The sequence below is a fragment of the Arthrobacter sp. UNCCL28 genome, from assembly GCF_900102805.1.
In the GTDB taxonomy this organism is placed as follows: Bacteria; Actinomycetota; Actinomycetes; order Actinomycetales; family Micrococcaceae; genus Arthrobacter; species Arthrobacter nicotinovorans_A.
On sequence record NZ_FMWE01000008.1, the window covers coordinates 142,752 to 158,855 of the forward strand.

Sequence of the window (16,104 nt, forward strand, 5' to 3'; positions counted from 1 at the left end):
GACTTCACCCGGCCGTGGCTACGATGAATGGATGATCCGCGTCCTGCGTCCACGTCAACAACCCGGGTGGCAAATGGTGGTTCCCGGCGTACTCCTGCTGTGCGCCTTCATAGTCCCGGGCATCATGCTCCTGGTGGGGCAGGGCGAGCCCGCGTTCAACAGCGTTGACACCACGTGGCAGGCCTTTGCGTTCACTCTGCACTCACCCTTCTGGGATGGCGTGAACGCAGTCCTGAACGGCGTAGGGTACGCGGGCATGCTGGTGCTCCACGGGGTGTTGGCCGCAGTACTGTTCGTTTGGCGCCGACCCCTCACGGCCACCTTCGTCCTGGTCTCAGGTGTGACTGCCCTGGCACTCACGCAGCTGGGCAAGGTGGTGGTGGGCAGGGAACGGCCAGTGGGTGCCAGAGTCCTGACGGATACCGGTTCATACCCCTCCGGGCATGTATCTGCCACCACGGCTTTCCTCATGGTACTGGCCATCCTGGTCAGCCGCTGGTGGATGACCCTGCTGGCTGCCCTGGGAGTCATAGCCATGATGATCAGCCGCACCTACCTCTCAGCACATTGGCTCAGCGATGTCCTCGGCGGCGCCTGCCTTGCCGGCGGAGTAGTGCTGATCCTCTGGTGGCGCTTCCGGAACGTATGCGTCAAAGAGAATGAAACGGGAGGTCCCCGGACTATTTGGGCGGCAAGGGCTTCGCGACGCCTGCAAGCAGGAGAGCGAGCAGAATAGGCGCACCGATGGCCAGGAGAGCCAGGTGGATGCCTGTGTGGTCGCCCAAGTATCCCAACAAAGGCGGGCCGGCCAGGAAAGCTATGTAGCCGATGGTGGAAACCACGGACACCCGCGCAGCGGCGTGCTTGGGGTCATCCGCAGCGGCCGACATGCCCATGGGGAAGGCCAGTGCGGCACCGACTCCCCACAAAGCGGCACCAATACCGGCAAGAACCACGTTTCCTGCGAAGACAAACAGCGCCAGGCCAGCTGCGGCCGCTGCCATGCTGGCCCGCAGGACGGCCACGCGGCCAAAGGCATCAATCGCCTTGCCCCCTAGGAACCGCATGATCGTCATGGCCAGGACGAAGAGGGCGAACAACAGCGCACCGGTAGATTCCGAAGCACCCAGTCCGTCCACCGCAGCCTTCGCGATCCAGTCGTTGCCCGCACCTTCGGTCAGGGTGGCACCAAGTACTACGACGCCGATCAACAGGGTCCTGCCATCGCGCCAAGCGGAGGGTCCCTTAGCAGCTGGAGCGCCGTCGTCGTGTACTTCTGCGGCCTCGTGGGGCAGGAAGAAGCGGGGGACCGTCAGCGCAAGGGCGACAGCGATGGCGGCGATGACCAGCAAATGCTCAGGGAGGCCCACGCCCAGCTGTGAAAGGCCGGCGCCGATCAAGGCGCCAAGGAAGGCTCCCCCGGAGAATGCCGCGTGGAATTGCGGCATGATGGTTCGCTTGAGCCGGTGCTCGACGTCGGCGCCTTCGATGTTCTGCGCAACGTCCCACAGCCCGATTCCGATGCCGAAGAAGAACAAGGCGATTGCCGTGGCGGGCACAGAGGCGGCCATCAGGGAGAAAGCGATGGCTGCGCCTGCAGCTCCTGCAACGATCCCGGCCACACGGACGGTATTCGCAGTGCCGATCCTGCCCACAACCCAGCCCGCCGAAGGCAACGCCAGCAGCGACCCCACCGCTGTGCACAGCAGCAGGGTGCCCATCTGGCCGGAGGTCAGGCTCAACGCTTCCGTCACTGCAGGAATGCGCGCAGCCCAGCTGGCAAAGACCAACCCGTTCATGCCGAAGATCAGGAACGTCGCCACCGCAGCGGCATTGACGTTGGTGGTGCTTCTGGTGTTGGTGGTCATGCAATCACAACTTCCACGGAGAGTTTGTTGAGCCGGACAAGATCTTCGGGGGACGGTTTTTGGTCAGTGACAATGACATCCACGGCGTCCATGGCTGCAACCAAAGCCACCGCGCTGGCATTCCACTTGCTGCCTGCCGACGCCACGATGACACGGGCCGCGGATTCCAGACCTGCGCGTTTCACCGCCGCATCATCGAGGTCGTGGGCCAGCAGGCCGTCCCTGAGGTTGAGTGCGCAGGGAGTTACGACGGCGGTGTCGAACCTGAGCGAGCGGATGTTGGCTTCAGTCATGGGTCCCCGGAAAGACTGCTCGCCGGGGATGAGGCTGCCGCCGGGAAGGATGAGCCGGGGCGCCCGTCCGTCCTTGGCGTGCGTGAGGGCTTCAACACCGTGGAGTGACATGGGCATCACGGTGAGTTCCCGCGTGCCCAGCCCGCGTGCAATCTCGGTGGCCGTGGATCCGCTGTCCAGCCACACGTGTTCGCGATCTTTGAGGAGCCCGTCAACTGCGGTGGCAATGCGGATTTTGGCTTCGTGGTCTTCCAGTTCCCGTTGGCCGTAACCGGGGTTGTCTCCACGTGCCACCAGGCTGCGTGCACCGCCGTGGATGCGCTTGAGCACTCCGTTGGCCGCGAGTATCTCAAGGTCGCGGCGGATGGTGGCGCCCGAGGCTCCCGTGGCGTCCACCAGTTCGTCCACCGTGGCTTGTTCGCGGGTGCGCAGCAGCTCGCCAATGAGCCGGTGTCGGTCAGCAGTTCCCATAATTCAACCGTAGCAAGCTTTGCGCATTTAATCATCAGTAGTGATCATTCGCGCATTCGATCCTCTCTCACATCCCCGGGCTTAAAGCGAAACGCTCCTGCAGCAAGTGCAAGAGCGTTCGCGGGAAACCAAGGGGATGTGCGAGAGCGTCAGCGGGCGCGCTCCACCCGCTTCTCGTCCCACACAGGTTCCTCGGACTCGTAGACCTTGCCATCGGATCCAAAGATCATGAAACGGTCAAAGGACTTGGCGAACCAGCGGTCGTGGGTCACGGCCAGGACAGTGCCCTCGAAAGCATCGATGGCCCGTTCCAGGGCTTCTCCCGAATGCAGGTCGAGGTTGTCCGTAGGCTCATCCAACAGCAACAAAGTGGCACCGGAGAGCTGCAGCAGGAGGATCTGGAACCGTGCCTGCTGACCACCCGACAGGGATTCGTACTTCTGCTCCGACTGGCCGGCCAGCCCATACCCGTCCAGGGCACCAGCAGCGGACTCACGGGGAAGGCCCGAACGGTGCTCGTCGCCCCTGTGCAGGATCTCCAGCAATGTTCGGCCCAGAAGATCGGGCCGTACATGGGTCTGCGCGAAGAATCCGGGCCTGATTCGGGCGCCCAGTTTCACGGTGCCTTGGTGCGGAACTTCAGCGATGACGACGTCGGACACCGGCAGGTGCTCGCGCTCCGGGTCCGTGCCTCCGGTAGCGAGCAGCCGCAGGAAGTGGCTCTTGCCCGAACCGTTGGAGCCGAGCACGCCCACGCGGTCCCCGAACCAGATTTCCGTGGAGAACGGCTTCATGAGCCCGGTCAGTTCGAGCTTCTCGGCCACGACGGCCCGCTTCGCGGTGCGCCCACCCTTCAGTCGCATTTTGACGTTCTGCTCGATGGGCAGGGCCTCGGGCGGTCCCGCTTCCAGGAACTTGGCCAGGCGCGTCTGCGCAGCCTGGTACCGGTTGGCCATGTCGGAGCGGAAAGCAGCCTTGTTCTTGTACATGTTGACGAGTTCCTTGAGCTTTACGTGCTCCTCGTCCCAACGCTTGCGCAGTTCCTCGAACCGGGCGTTCCGATCAGCGCGCGCCTCAACGTACGAGCCGAAGCCGCCACCATGGATCCAGGCACCGGCACCATTGATTCCGGGTTCGAGGGTGACAATGCGACCGGCGGCGTTGTTGAGCAATTCGCGGTCGTGGCTGATGAACAGCACAGTCTTCTTGGACTCGTTGAGCTTGCCTTCAAGCCAGCGCTTACCGGGAACGTCAAGGTAGTTGTCCGGCTCGTCCAGGAGCAGGAGTTCGTCCGGGCCGGCAAACAGGGCTTCGAGCACCAGGCGCTTCTGCTCGCCGCCGGACAACGTGGAGGCGCGGCGGAATTGCGCTTTGTCGAAGGAGATCCCCAGGGCGGCCATGCAAACTTCGTCCCACACGGTCTCGACGTCGTACCCACCGGCATCGCCCCAGTCCACTATCGCCTGGGCGTACTTCATCTGGGTGGGCTCGTCGTCATGCTCCATCATGGCCAGCTCTGCGTCTTCAACCGCCTTGGCGGCAGCTGCCAGCCCTGCCTGGGCTGTGGAAACCAGGAGGTCGCGCACGGTGGATTCGTCACGGACCTGGCCTACGAACTGGCGCATGATCCCCATGTTGCCGGAGCGGCCCACTGCCCCCTCGTCCGGAGTGAGGTCGCCGGAGATGATCTTGAACAGGGTGGTCTTGCCGGTTCCATTCGGTCCGATCAAGGCGGTCTTGGTGCCGTCGGGGACCTTGAAGGTCACACCGTTGAGCAGCTGGGTGCCGTCGGAGAGGAAGTAGTCGATGCCGGAAACGTCAATATGGGCCACGTTTCAATCCTCCCACGGCAAGGTATTAACGCTCGACGGCGGCAGCCGGCACCGCCCGACAGCGTCCCCTGTTGGGGGAAATAACTGGGGCCGGACCGCTGTCGGCGAGAGGAACGGGGTGCCGGACCTCGGTCAAGGAGAGGAACGGGGCAGTCCGGCTAGGGCTTCCTTCGGGCGAACTCCGGCGCGTGTTCAGGCCGTGGACCGAAAGCGATCATTCGCGCAGGAAGCTTCCCGAACGAGGGGAAGTTCCGAACAACAAAGACCAGAGGCTTGGGAGGTTTGGGTTGTTTCCCGGCCATGACCTGTGCAAACACCACACGGTGCAGCACGCGCTGGAAGAATTGGATCAGGACAGTGGGAAGCCAGCGCCGCCTTTGGACCGCGGCGAGGTGGCCGTCGTCGAGTGTTTGGGTCAGCAGCGGCCCTGCGAGCAGGCGCGCCGCCGCCACTGCATCCTGCACCGCAAGGTTGATTCCCACCCCACCGGCAGGGGACATCGCATGGGCTGCATCCCCTATGAGCAGCAGCCCGGGCTTGTGCCACCGGGACAGCCGGTTGAGTTTCACGTCCAACAGGTGCAGATCGTCCAGCGATTCGATGGCTTCCACACGGTCTGCCAGGTCCGGCCGTAAAGCGGCTACCTTGCCACGGAACGCCTCAATTCCTGCAGCCCGCAGTTGGGGGTCCGAGCCTTTGGCCGCCAAGTACGCGATCTGGTGGTAATCCTTGCGGGTCAAGCTCAACAGGACGTCTGAGCTGCCAAAACGCGGGGCAATGGAAGCCAGTGGTTCGTCCTCGCCGGGAGTGCGGGGGATCCTGAACCACCAGGTATCAAAGGGCACGGGAAACTCCTGTGGAACCAGGCCGGCCTTCCTGCGGAGGACTGAACCACGTCCATCGCAGGCAACGGTCAGTGGCGCCCGCAGCTCACCGTGTCCCGTCAGCGCCCCCGTCTGCGGATCGCGTGTTCCGTACGCAACTCCAACAACCGCTCCTGCCGTGTCCGTCAGCGGTTCCGTCACCTCGGTATTCATCAGCAACGTGAAGTTGGGTTCCTGCTGTGCCGCTTCGACCAGGAAGTTCAACAGGTCCCATTGCGGCACCATGGCGACGTAGTTGTACGGGGCTTTGAGCCGCCCAAAATCAGCCAGGACTACCGAATCATCCGATCCGACGGGTAGGCGGAAATTGCCCAGCTTGCTTTGGGGAAGGGCACGGAAGCCCTCGCCCAGACCCAACTCGTCAAGGAGCCTGACGGTGGAGGCGTGAACAGTATCGCCCCTGAAATCACGCAGGAAGTCAGCGTGTTTCTCCAGCACGGTGACTTCCACGCCGGCGCGGGCAAGCAGCAATCCCAGTACGATCCCGGCCGGCCCTCCGCCCGCCACTACACACTGGGTATTCGCTGCCATGTTCAGCCTCCGATTCAGCCCGCCGCGGTCAGGAACGATTTCAACAACGGGCCGCTGGTGGTGGCACCCAGCCCGCCGTCTTCAACAAACACTGCGACCGCCAGGTCCCCGTGGGTCGCCACAATCCAGGCGTGGGTCTTGGGCGGGTTGTCGTTTCCGAACTCTGCGGTGCCCGTCTTTGCGCCCACGGGTGCGCCGGGCACCTGGGCCAGGAAGCCCGCATGTCCGGAGGTGACCACGGCACGCATCATGTCCGCCAGGGAGGCGGCTTCTTCCTTGGTAATCGGCTTGGTGGACGCCGGCGCGGCGGTTGCCGCAGCGGACGAGGCCGCAGCGGAGGCTGCACCGGATGCTGCTGCGCTGGATGTTGCTGCGCCGGACGTTGCCGCACTGGACGACGGCGGGGCGGAGCCGCTTTCCGTCGTAGCGCCGGTAGCGCCGGGGTCCGAAGCGGCGCTGGGATCCTGGGCAGCATCGGCGTTGAGCACGAGCTGCGGTGAAACCGGAGCCCCGTTGGCGACGGAAGCCGCCATGACAGCGGCCGAGAGCGGCGAGAAGAGGACTTTGCCCTGACCAATCATGGATGCGGCGTGCTCAGTTCCTTCAGCGGCCCCGGGAACCGAACCCAGGAAGGCGTCTGCGCCGAGCTTGGGGGCTTCGACCGCAACCCCCAAAGCCTGGGCGGCGGACTCAAGTTGATCCTGGCTGACCGTTTCCCGGGCGTTGATGAAAGCTGTGTTGCAGGAGTGCGCAAAGGCATCCCGCAAGGCAACAGTGCCCAACGAACTTTCGGGGTAGCCTTCGGCGTTCTTGAACGTGCGGCCGTCCACGGTCAACGTTGAGGGGCATTCCACTTTTGAGTCCGGGGTGGCGCCGTTGCGGAACATGGCCAGGGAATCAACAATCTTGAAGGTGGAACCGGGGGCGTACTGGCCCAGGAGGGCAGTGTTGTAGCCGTTGCTCCCAGGCCCGGATGCTGCGGCCAGCACGGCACCGGTGGACGGCCTGAGCGCCACAATGGCGGAGGCCGGCTCTATCCCGGCCAAGGTTTCCTCGGCCAGCTGCTGCAGTTTCAAATCCAGGGTGGTTTTGAGGGTGGTTCCCGGAGCGGGAAGGGATGAGAAGAACGCCTTGGGACCTGGGGTTTCGCCCTCGGCCTTTTCAGCGGGGGTGGCCACCACTTCCACGCCGTCCTTGCCGCGCAGGAGGGAGTCGTACTTCTGCTGCAAGCCACCTGTGCCTGTGGTGTCTCCCGCACGCAGGGCCCCGTTGGATTTCTCGATCTGTTCTGCGCTGGCCTGGCCCACGCTGCCCAGCAGGGCCCGGGCGAAGGTGCGTGTGGGGGCCAGGGCCATGGAGTCCAGGATGCTCACGCCACCGGGGATGGCCTTGATCTTGGCCTCGGTGACCTCGGCGGTGTAGGCACGGAGGACCAGTCCCTCCACGAAGGCCTGCGGTCCGGAGGCGGCAACCTGTTTGGCGTACTCTTCGGCATCCAGGCCCAGCAGCGCCGCCATGGCGCGGGCAGCGGCATCGGCCTGCTCGGCGGCTACCTTGGTTTTGTCGATGCCCACCCGGAAGACGGGCCGGTCCTGGACAATCGGGGCGTAGCCGGCTCCAAGGATCTGGCCGCGCTGGGCAGGAACAGTTTTGACGGACAAAGTCTCACCATCGGAGAGTTCCGGCGCCAGCAGGGACGGAGTCCACTGGACCGCCCACTTGTCACCCGATTTCTTCAGGGTGGCCTCGGAGCTGTATTCCCACTTGGCCGAGCCGATGTTCCAGCTGTAGTTAAGCGGGAAGGTGGCGGTGTCGCCGTCGAGCTTTACCTCCCCGGAGACAACCGAGGGATTGGCGTCCAAGCCGGCGAAAACGGCTTTCAGCTCATCGTTGGCCGCGGCAGCGTCCTTGCCGTCTACGGCGAGCGAACCGACGTCGAGCGCTGCCAGGGAGGAAGCGAGCTGCTTGGCAGCGCCCTCCGCACCCGATCGCCCGTCATCGCACGCGGTCAGTGAACCACCCATCACCAACGCCACGAGACCAAGAACAAAACCTTGCTGCATCTTCAGTTTCCCCATTTGCGACATTATGCCCCGTTCCCCTGACAGTTTCTTGTTGTGCCCGGGAAGCGGACAGCCGCCGCCTGCCATCCCCGGAAAGGGTCGGGCACGCGGCGGCTGCCTGGAAAACCGAACTAGGGAGCGCAGGTGAACTTGGCATCACCCCACACGCCGTGTGCGCCGTTGATGGAGCCGGACGGGTCAACCACCAGTTCCACATAAGCCGCACCTGTCAGGTCAACGGATACTGACTCCGGCGCGAACCCGGGGGTGTACGTGCGCGACTGGTACCTGTTCACACCGTCGGCATTGACCTTGAAGACGATGTTGCCGCCAAAACCGCTCTCGAGACCCACCTGTGAGGTGAAGGACGAACACTTTCCGCCCAGGTAGTACGTGATCTTCGAGGCAGCGTGGACCCCCAGGCCCTTGGTGAATACGGGCTGTTTCCCTGTGGACGGGTCCGTGTAATTGATGGCAAGCGGCACGTCCGGGGACGATGCAGAGTCTTTGTTGGCCACGTTCTTTCCGATCACTCCGTAGCCGTTCAGAGCCTGGACCCATGGGGTTTCGGAGGCGTACACAGAGCCAACCGGAACGGCCGGCAAGGGCTGCGAGGTCACCTTCCAGTCGAAGAACTTTACCCGGGTGTCAGTCGGCAGGGTGACGGACGCCAGTTCCTTGGTGGGGTTCAAACGGACGGTGTTGGAGAACGCCTGGTACTTGTACTGCGTGTACTCCGGCGACGGCCCGTTGGCGTTGTTGCGGCCTTGCTCGGATACGGCCAGGACTGCCCCGTTCAACACCGGGGGCTGCAACCAGTTGGGGAAGAAGATGGACTGTTTTTCTATGCTTCCATCGGCATATGTCAGGGTAAGAGTAGGACTGGTGCCATTTCCTACCGCAGCGGATCCGAGGACGGCCAGATGGGTGCCCTTGCCCTTGACGGCAATGGTCTGGGCTGACAGAGCCACCGAGTTGGGAATGTCCGGTCCCACGGACGGCCACGTGTAATCAACCTGCGTCGGTTTCCCTGCATCCACTGTTACCGTGCCACCCGGGCGGACACCACCGGCCGGAACCGTAGCGGCAGCCAGCTGCTCTGCAGCGAAGGTGGCCCCTCCGCCGTCGAAGTTTCCAAGCGCCTTGCCCGCCACGGTGGTGACCGAAACCGTGTTGTAAGCCGCCGCCAGGGAACCGTAGGCGACGTAGATCTGGTTGCCGCCGGTCACCGTCTGCGTGCTTCCGGAAGCAGAGTACGACGCCGAAACCCGCACGGTCTGTTGACCAGCCTTTGCGCTGGAGCCAGGTTTGATGACAAACGTGGCTGTGGTGTCCGCGCCGCCTTCAACCTTGGCCGCAGTGGCTCCTGAGGAAGAAACCACTTTCCATCCCTCGGGAAGAACAGGGGTAAGGACCACGTTGGTCTTGGCCTTGGTACCGGTGTTCACAAATGCCGCGGTGACCGTTGTTTCCTGGTCCTGGAAGACTTGCCCGCCCGTGGTCACCCGGACCTCGGCTGCGGTGTCCTCCTGGCTCTTGCCTCCCAGCGGGCCGGCCTGTTGAAGCTGCACCGTGGCCGATTGGTTGGAGGCGATGGAGCCGGTCTTTACCCAGATGGTGCCGTTGTTGGCTTCATCGAAGAACCAGCCGGTGGTTGCTGCTGCGTAAGCGGCCTGGGTGGTGTGTTGGGCGAGCTTGGTCCCTCCGATTTTCACATCCTTGGGGGCTGCTCCCGCGTGGACCTTCAGTTCGTAGGGGCGGGCTGCGGCCTTGCCGGTGTAATCGCCCTTCCGCTCACCGATGGAGACCTTCACACTGCTGTTGCCCTTGCCCGGAGCATCCACTGCGAAGACCTGGCTGGAGGATTTTCCGTCCTTGAACTCACGGGTGACTTTGTCGTCCTCATAGAGGGTGAAGGTGTCCTGGCCCTGGGCGTAGACATCCAAAGTGATCATGGAGTCTTCGGGGACCAAGGAAGCATTTCGGGCCACGAGGCCCTGCGGGATGACAGCGCCGGCGCGGACGAACACCGGAAGCTTGTCCAGCGGGGCGTTGTAACCGTTGAGGATCTGGCCGCCCTGGTAGAGCTTGCCCGTCCAGTAGTCCACCCACTGTTGGCCTGCAGGCAGGAAGATTCCGTTGCGGACGTCAGTCTGGGTAAACACCGGAGCCACCAGGAAATCAGAGCCGAGCATGAACTGGTTGTTCGCCTCAGCTCCGTAAGACCACTGCTGGTCGGGGAATTCGAGGGCCATGGACCGCATCATCGAAACGCCGCTGGTGGAGGATTCCTGGGCCAACGTGTAGATGAACGGCATGAGTTGCTGGCGGAGCTGCAGGTACTGGCGGTTGATGGCCGTGGCCTCGTCACCGTAGAGCCATGGGCGCTTGTCAGTAGCAGCCCAACCGGACATGGAGTAGAGCGCCGGAGCGAAGGCCTTCCACTGGAGGTCGCGGACGTAGGACTCAGCAGAGCCACCAAAGATGCCGTCAACATCCCCCGTGGTGAATGCCAAACCTGAGTTGCCGGCGCCGGTGAGGGCCGAGACCTGCCAGCGGACGGCGTCGAGGTTTCCTGAGTGGTCACCCGTCCACTGCATGCCGCAGCGCTGGGACCCCGCCCACCCTTCAACCATCAGTGAGGTGCCACGTGCGTTGGAGTATTGCTCAATACCGCCGTGTGCTGCCTCGCAGCCTGTGAGCGCTTGGCGGTAGCCCTGGCCCACCCATGCGACGTCCAGCTTGCGGAGCCGAACTCCGGACTCTCCCACTTCGTACTCCTGGTTCGTGAGGGAGCGCTGTGTCCACAGGCCTACCTTGAGGTCGGTTTCTTCCTCAATGTTGCTCGCGGTTTCCGGAAGTTGCTGGTATTCGCAGCCGTAGCCGTCGTTGACCAGCATCCAGCCGGCCGGCATGTCATTCTCAACGAACTTCCGCGCGGTCTTGATGGCATCCGGGGTGCGCTGCTTGGCACCGTCCGGATCCCCGTACCCGGAGGACGAATATCCGGGGTTGGAGCGGTTGTAGCAGTCGGCATCGCCGTATTCCAGTGCGTAGACCGGGGGCATCATCGGCTTGCCGGTCAGGGTGGTGTAGGCGCCGAGTGACTGCTTGTAGTCCCCCACGAAGTAGTAGGCATCGAACCGCTTTTCCTCGTGGGTAGTGGTGGGTTGGCCACTGAAGTTGTAGGAGCCGCGGGCAAACGTATCGCGCAGGACGCCGTAGCCCTTGGATGACATGTAGTAAGGAACTGCGTTGGGGTAGCCGTCGTCGTCCCAGTCGAAGTTCTTGGCGATGTTGATCAAGGCGCCGGTGTGGACCGAGCGGCCGTTCTGCATGCCGCCGCCGATGAACTGCTCACCGTCCTGTTGGGCGAGATGCTGGGTAGCCGAGTTGGCACCAAAAGTGATGGGCGCGGATTCCTCCAGCACCAGTGAGCCGTCGGCCCTGACCACCCGAAGCTGTGTGGTGGCCTTGTTGATTTCCACGCTGATCCTGGCTGTCTTCAGGCCCAGCCAGTCACCGTTGGTAACTGCCGGGGTGGCGCCGGGGAACTTGTCCTTGCCCACCACGATGTTGGCTGTCCTGGCGGGATCGCCCTGATCTGTGTTGGCGGGGTCGGTGAATTTTCCGCTGGGATCAGCTTCCAGGCGGAAGTTGGCCTCATCCAGGAACGTGACCCGGATGGCCCCCTTCTCTGCTGTTAGGTCTACGACGTTGCCGGACTGGGTAAAACCCGTCACCGCGCCGAGCGGGACTCCGGCAGCGTCAACCGGCACTTCCGGGGTGACTGTTTTGATGGCGGCCGGATCGCCGGGAGCTGCAGTGGCAGCCGCAGCGAAGGTGAGTGCGGGGATGGTTCCGGCGAGGAGCAGCGAGACAAGGCCAAGAGAGGCTGCCTTCTTGGCCAGCGAACGTTTTCTGATGTATCCGAAGCTGTTGGGCGCAGCTCCGGACAGACCCAGCGAGGGTGCGGACATGGGGCCAACTTTCGACGAGTGACTTTTTGTGATCTAACTCATAGCGAAACGTGCACTAATCGTCACTGCAAAAAGCCCAAAGGTCAACCGTTTAACCAAAATTAACTTACCCAACAGGTTGCCTCTTTGCGCGTTTCGAAGGCTCTTGAAGCGCACTAAAGCGCCTCAGCTGGGTTCGGATATCCGAGGCCAACCGGCCGGGACTCAGTGTCCGCGGATGATCCTGCGCTGCGTCGCCACAGCGATGGCAGCCGTGCGGTTATCCACCCCGAGCTTGGAGTAGATGTGCACCAAGTGCGTCTTGACCGTGGCCTCGGAAATGAAGAGCTGCTTGGCCATGGCACGGTTGCTCATCCCCGTAGCCAACAGTTCCAGGAGTTGGACTTCCCGCCCACTCAGCACGGGAGCGGGATTTCGGATCCGTCCCATCAAACGTGCCGCAACTTCAGGTGCCAGCGCAGTTTGCCCTGCCGCTGCTGACAGGACGGCCTGGCGCAACTGCTCGGGTGGGGCATCCTTCAACATGTAGCCGCTGGCTCCGGCCTCCACTGCAGCAAGGATGTCCGCGTCCGTGTCGTAGGTGGTCAGAATCAGCACGGGCGGCGGGGGAGTCCCGGCCTCACCGGCTTTGATCTTCCCGGTGGCCGTGACGCCGTCCATGCCGCTGCCCATCTGCAGGTCCATCAGCACCAGGTCCACCGGTTCGCCGAGTGCATGGAACCTGCCCAACTCAGCCAGCGCAGCGTCGCCGTCGGATGCTTCGGCAACAACCGTCACCCCCGGGAAATCAGCCAGCATGGCCCGAAGGCCTGCCCTCACCACGGGATGGTCATCCACCAACAAGATCCTGATTTCGCTCATGAAGCACCCTCTTCGGCCGGCAACGGCACCCTGACGGCCACCACTGTGCCTTCACCGGGCGCCGACTCCACCTCCAGGCTGCCGTCCAACGCAGCCAGCCGCTCCCGCAAACTCATGAGACCGACGCCGGTGCCGTCGCCGCGCGCTGTACCGGCCGCCGTCGACGACTCAAAACCTACGCCGTCGTCGAAAACGTCAAGCGTCACCTCCGTGCCTGGAAACGACAAGGTCACGACGGCGGTACTGGCCTGGGCGTGTGCCCACACGTTCGCGAGGGAAGCCTGGGCGGCCCGGAGCAGGGTGGTCTGGAACGTATTGGGCAGCTCAACCGGGGTGCCCACCAACTCGAAGCGGCATCGCAGGGAGGTTCCCCTGGCAGCGGCTTCCGTCTCGGTCTTTTCGCATAGCCTGCGCAGAGTATCCACCAAGCCGGACTGCTCGAGGTCCGGCGACCTCAGGCCCCGGACAAAGCTCCTGGCCTCGGCGAGATTGCCGGACGCGGTGTCCTGCACCATCTTCAGGCGCTCCTTGGCCACGGACGTGTCTCCGTCATCGAGGGCCTTCTCAGCTGACCGGCCCATGAGGACGATGCTGGAGAATCCCTGGGCCAGGGTGTCGTGTATTTCGCGGGCCAGCCGTTCACGCTCGGCCAGCATCCCGGCGTCGTGCTGGGTCTGTGCCAGTTCAGCCCGCGTCCTTCGGAGGTCGTCGGCCACGGTTCGCTGGTTTTCGGCTTCGAGGAACAAGGCCCGGTAGGCAAGGCCGGTAACCACGGCGAAAACAGCCCCGAACACCGGCCCCAGGACCATGGCGGGCTGCAATCCGCCATCAACCGAATCCCGGCTGTGGAACCACAAAGCACCAACCAGCAGTGCCGTGCTCAGGGCAATGGCGGGGAGGGCAAGGCGCCGGGGGAGCAGGTGGAGTTGCAGGAAGAACAGGGGGAAGGCCACCCAGGCGAAGTCACCGCTGACCAGCAGGAGCAGCAGCCATAGCAGCATCACCGCCCCCAGCCACCAGCGGGCGTACGGCGTGGGGTTGAAGCGGCCGGCATCACCGGCGTAGCGCTTCTCCAGGACGGTGCCGGCCAAATACACCAGGGCAAGCACCGCTGATAAACCCAGTCCCGCGGCAATGGCCACCGACGACGGCGCTCCGGCGGTTCCAACTCCGGCCAGCAGGCGGACGACTGCCACCAGCAGCAGCACCGCGAACCCTACATGCAGGCTCACCCGCAGCACGCGGAGGATGGTGGCGGCACCGGTGGTTTGCATGCGTCCCAGCGTATCCCCCGGCGTCCCCCACCCAGCCCGGTTTTCCGCGCACCGCGCCCGAATCAACCATTCGGATGATCAGCCCCTCAACCCCTCGACGGCAAGCAATCCATCCGGCTCCCGATGTGCTGCGGACCCATCAGCGGAAGAGTTGATTATGCCGGGATCAAGCCCGCACCAAGCAAAGGATTCTGATGTTTCTCGCCATCCGCGACCTCCGGTTCGCCAAGGGCCGCTTCGCGCTCATGGGCAGCGTGGTCGCCTTGATCACCCTGCTGCTCGTCATGCTCTCCGGGTTGACGGCAGGCTTGGGCAACCAGTCGACGTCGGCCATTGCGGCACTCCCCGCTCAACAGATTGTCTTCGGCGCACCCGCCGGCGGAGAGCCTAAAGCCTCCTATACGGAGTCCGAAGTATCGGCCTCCCAGCTGGCGACCTGGCGTGAACAACCGGGGGTTTCATCGGCGAAGGCAGTGGGAATCAGCCAAACCCGGTTCCAGTCACTGGACAGTTCCGGCACACCGAGCGGAACCGCGAATGTAGGTGTGTTCGGCGGAGCAGTTGCGCCATCGGCCGTGCAGGACGGGACGGTGGTGGTCGGCGAAACCCTGGCCGGGGAACTGTCCCTCTCGAAAGGGAGCCGGGTCCGGGTGGGCGGTTCGGAACTGACCGTGGCCGATGTTGTGGAGGACCAGTGGTATTCACACACCGGGGTCATCTGGACCACCCTTGAAACCTGGCGGACCATCGCCCATGCGGCACCCGGTACCGCTACCGTCCTGGCCGTCACGCACGACGCCGGGACCTCCTTGGACATCGATGCCGCCAATGCGGCGGCCGGCACGGTCAGCTCCGATCCTGTGGGCTCGTTCCAGGCCCTGTCCTCGTACAAGAGTGAGAACGGCTCACTTATGCTCATGCAGGCATTTCTCTACGGCATCTCTGCTCTGGTGATTGTTGCCTTCCTAACGGTTTGGACTGTCCAGCGAACCCGCGATATCGCCGTACTCAAAGCCCTGGGTGGATCCTCCGCGTACGTCCTGAAGGACGCTTTGGCCCAGGCAGCAATGGTTTTGGTGACCGGCGCAGCCGTGGGCGGTGCCATTGGCTTGGTTGCTGGCGTCTTTGCCGCCCAAGCGGCGCCCTTCCTGATCACTCCGCTGACAACCCTTCTTCCGGTGGCAGGGATCGTGCTGCTGGGACTGGCCGGCGCGGTGCTGGCAGTCCGGAAGGTCGTTTCCGTTGATCCGCTGCTTGCCCTCGGCGGCAACTAATACATTCCTCGAAAGGAATACACAATGGTCATTGCACTGAATCTCCTCAACGTTTCACTGGAGTATCCCGACGGCGGGTCCGTCCTGAAGGCTCTGGACGCCGTCAGCCTCCCGGTCCACAGGAGCGAATTCCTCTCCTTGGTGGGCCCGTCCGGATCCGGCAAATCGTCCTTGCTCGCTGTCGCTGCCACCCTGGTCAAGCCAACTGCGGGAACCGTGGTGATTGATGGGCAGGACGTTTCCGTCCTCACGGAGGCCGAACGCACGGCGCTGCGCCGGGACAAGGTGGGCATCATCTTCCAGCAACCCAACCTCCTTCCCTCACTGACCGCCGTCGAGCAATTGCTCATCCGCGAGCATCTTCGCGGCAAGTCGGTGAAGGAGGCCCGTCGCAAGGCCGAGGATCTCCTGGATGTTGTGGGTCTGTCCGCGGCCGGGTCCAAGAGGCCACATCAATTGTCCGGCGGCCAGCGTCAGAGGGTGAATATTGCCCGCGCCCTCATGGGGAGTCCCAGTGTCCTGCTGGTTGACGAACCAACGGCGGCACTGGATCACGAACGGAGCGAATCGATCGTCCGGCTGCTGCGGCAGGTAACCGATGAGTTCTCCACGGCCACCGTCATGGTCACGCATGACACGGAATTCCTGCCCATCACCGATGCAGTTGCCACCATGCGGGACGGAAGGATCAGCCGCTCCGTGGTCCCGTCTGCGCAACCCAACTAGGTGACATTAAACGTCCCACTGGAGCCTCATTGGAGCAAGAGCTGTTA

The 16,104-nt window shown here is 63.5% G+C and carries 11 protein-coding genes; 3 read left to right on the forward strand and 8 right to left on the reverse strand.

Annotated features, from left to right (window positions below):
- The first annotated feature begins 31 nt into the window (after nucleotides 1-31).
- Complete coding sequence (locus BLQ01_RS19075) at nucleotides 32-736, forward strand: phosphatase PAP2 family protein (RefSeq protein WP_091553650.1); 705 nt, start codon at nucleotides 32-34, stop codon at nucleotides 734-736.
- Here BLQ01_RS19075 and BLQ01_RS19080 read toward each other — a convergent pair.
- From BLQ01_RS19080 to BLQ01_RS19115, 8 genes are all read right to left on the reverse strand, one after another.
- Nucleotides 681-1,868: an MFS transporter gene (locus BLQ01_RS19080; protein ID WP_091553651.1), complete on the reverse strand. Its 1,188-nt coding sequence runs from the start codon at nucleotides 1,866-1,868 to the stop codon at nucleotides 681-683. The two genes, BLQ01_RS19075 and BLQ01_RS19080, sit on opposite strands and share 56 nt — an antisense overlap.
- The gene (locus BLQ01_RS19085; protein WP_091553652.1) at nucleotides 1,865-2,632 is read right to left on the reverse strand and encodes a DeoR/GlpR family DNA-binding transcription regulator; all 768 of its coding nucleotides are present in this window, start codon (nucleotides 2,630-2,632) and stop codon (nucleotides 1,865-1,867) included. The genes BLQ01_RS19080 and BLQ01_RS19085 overlap by 4 nt, the downstream gene beginning before the upstream one ends.
- Before the next feature lie 149 nt (nucleotides 2,633-2,781).
- Nucleotides 2,782-4,464, reverse strand: coding sequence for an ABC-F family ATP-binding cassette domain-containing protein (locus BLQ01_RS19090; protein WP_026541039.1), 1,683 nt, complete (start codon nucleotides 4,462-4,464; stop codon nucleotides 2,782-2,784).
- A 158-nt stretch (nucleotides 4,465-4,622) separates the two neighbouring features.
- Nucleotides 4,623-5,879 (reverse strand): FAD-dependent oxidoreductase, encoded by a 1,257-nt coding sequence (locus BLQ01_RS19095; RefSeq protein ID WP_091553653.1) that lies wholly within the window; start codon nucleotides 5,877-5,879, stop codon nucleotides 4,623-4,625.
- Between the two features lie 14 nt (nucleotides 5,880-5,893).
- Nucleotides 5,894-7,966 (reverse strand): penicillin-binding transpeptidase domain-containing protein, encoded by a 2,073-nt coding sequence (locus BLQ01_RS19100; protein WP_175493496.1) that lies wholly within the window; start codon nucleotides 7,964-7,966, stop codon nucleotides 5,894-5,896.
- Nucleotides 7,967-8,073: 107 nt separating this feature from the next.
- A complete protein-coding gene (locus BLQ01_RS19105; protein ID WP_091553655.1) occupies nucleotides 8,074-11,922 on the reverse strand; it encodes an NPCBM/NEW2 domain-containing protein in 3,849 nt (1,282 codons plus the stop codon).
- Between the two features lie 204 nt (nucleotides 11,923-12,126).
- Entirely contained in the window at nucleotides 12,127-12,783 is a 657-nt protein-coding gene (locus BLQ01_RS19110; RefSeq protein ID WP_026541035.1) for a response regulator, read from the reverse strand.
- Nucleotides 12,780-14,057, reverse strand: a complete 1,278-nt coding sequence (locus BLQ01_RS19115; protein WP_091553656.1) for a sensor histidine kinase — start codon at nucleotides 14,055-14,057, stop codon at nucleotides 12,780-12,782. Before BLQ01_RS19115 ends, BLQ01_RS19110 begins: the two co-directional genes overlap by 4 nt.
- Before the next feature lie 194 nt (nucleotides 14,058-14,251).
- Here BLQ01_RS19115 and BLQ01_RS19120 point away from each other — a divergent pair, with 194 nt between their 5' ends.
- Together BLQ01_RS19120 and BLQ01_RS19125 are read left to right on the forward strand one after the other, a co-directional pair.
- On the forward strand, nucleotides 14,252-15,331 hold the full coding sequence (locus tag BLQ01_RS19120) for an ABC transporter permease (protein ID WP_091553657.1): 1,080 nt from the start codon (nucleotides 14,252-14,254) through the stop codon (nucleotides 15,329-15,331).
- A gap of 24 nt (nucleotides 15,332-15,355) precedes the next feature.
- Nucleotides 15,356-16,057, forward strand: coding sequence for an ABC transporter ATP-binding protein (locus BLQ01_RS19125; protein ID WP_091553658.1), 702 nt, complete (start codon nucleotides 15,356-15,358; stop codon nucleotides 16,055-16,057).
- Nucleotides 16,058-16,104 lie beyond the last annotated feature (47 nt).

Bases quoted from the DNA above. Each gene is read 5' to 3' on its own strand.
- BLQ01_RS19110 (WP_026541035.1), bottom strand. From the start codon at position 12,783: ATGAGCGAAATCAGGATCTTGTTGGTGGATGACCATCCCGTGGTGAGG.
- BLQ01_RS19115 (WP_091553656.1), bottom strand. From the start codon at position 14,057: ATGCAAACCACCGGTGCCGCCACCATCCTCCGCGTGCTGCGGGTGAGC.
- BLQ01_RS19120 (WP_091553657.1), top strand. From the start codon at position 14,252: ATGTTTCTCGCCATCCGCGACCTCCGGTTCGCCAAGGGCCGCTTCGCG.
- BLQ01_RS19105 (WP_091553655.1), bottom strand. From the start codon at position 11,922: ATGTCCGCACCCTCGCTGGGTCTGTCCGGAGCTGCGCCCAACAGCTTC.
- BLQ01_RS19075 (WP_091553650.1), top strand. From the start codon at position 32: ATGATCCGCGTCCTGCGTCCACGTCAACAACCCGGGTGGCAAATGGTG.
- BLQ01_RS19100 (WP_175493496.1), bottom strand. From the start codon at position 7,966: ATGTCGCAAATGGGGAAACTGAAGATGCAGCAAGGTTTTGTTCTTGGT.
- BLQ01_RS19125 (WP_091553658.1), top strand. From the start codon at position 15,356: ATGGTCATTGCACTGAATCTCCTCAACGTTTCACTGGAGTATCCCGAC.
- BLQ01_RS19085 (WP_091553652.1), bottom strand. From the start codon at position 2,632: ATGGGAACTGCTGACCGACACCGGCTCATTGGCGAGCTGCTGCGCACC.
- BLQ01_RS19095 (WP_091553653.1), bottom strand. From the start codon at position 5,879: ATGGCAGCGAATACCCAGTGTGTAGTGGCGGGCGGAGGGCCGGCCGGG.
- BLQ01_RS19080 (WP_091553651.1), bottom strand. From the start codon at position 1,868: ATGACCACCAACACCAGAAGCACCACCAACGTCAATGCCGCTGCGGTG.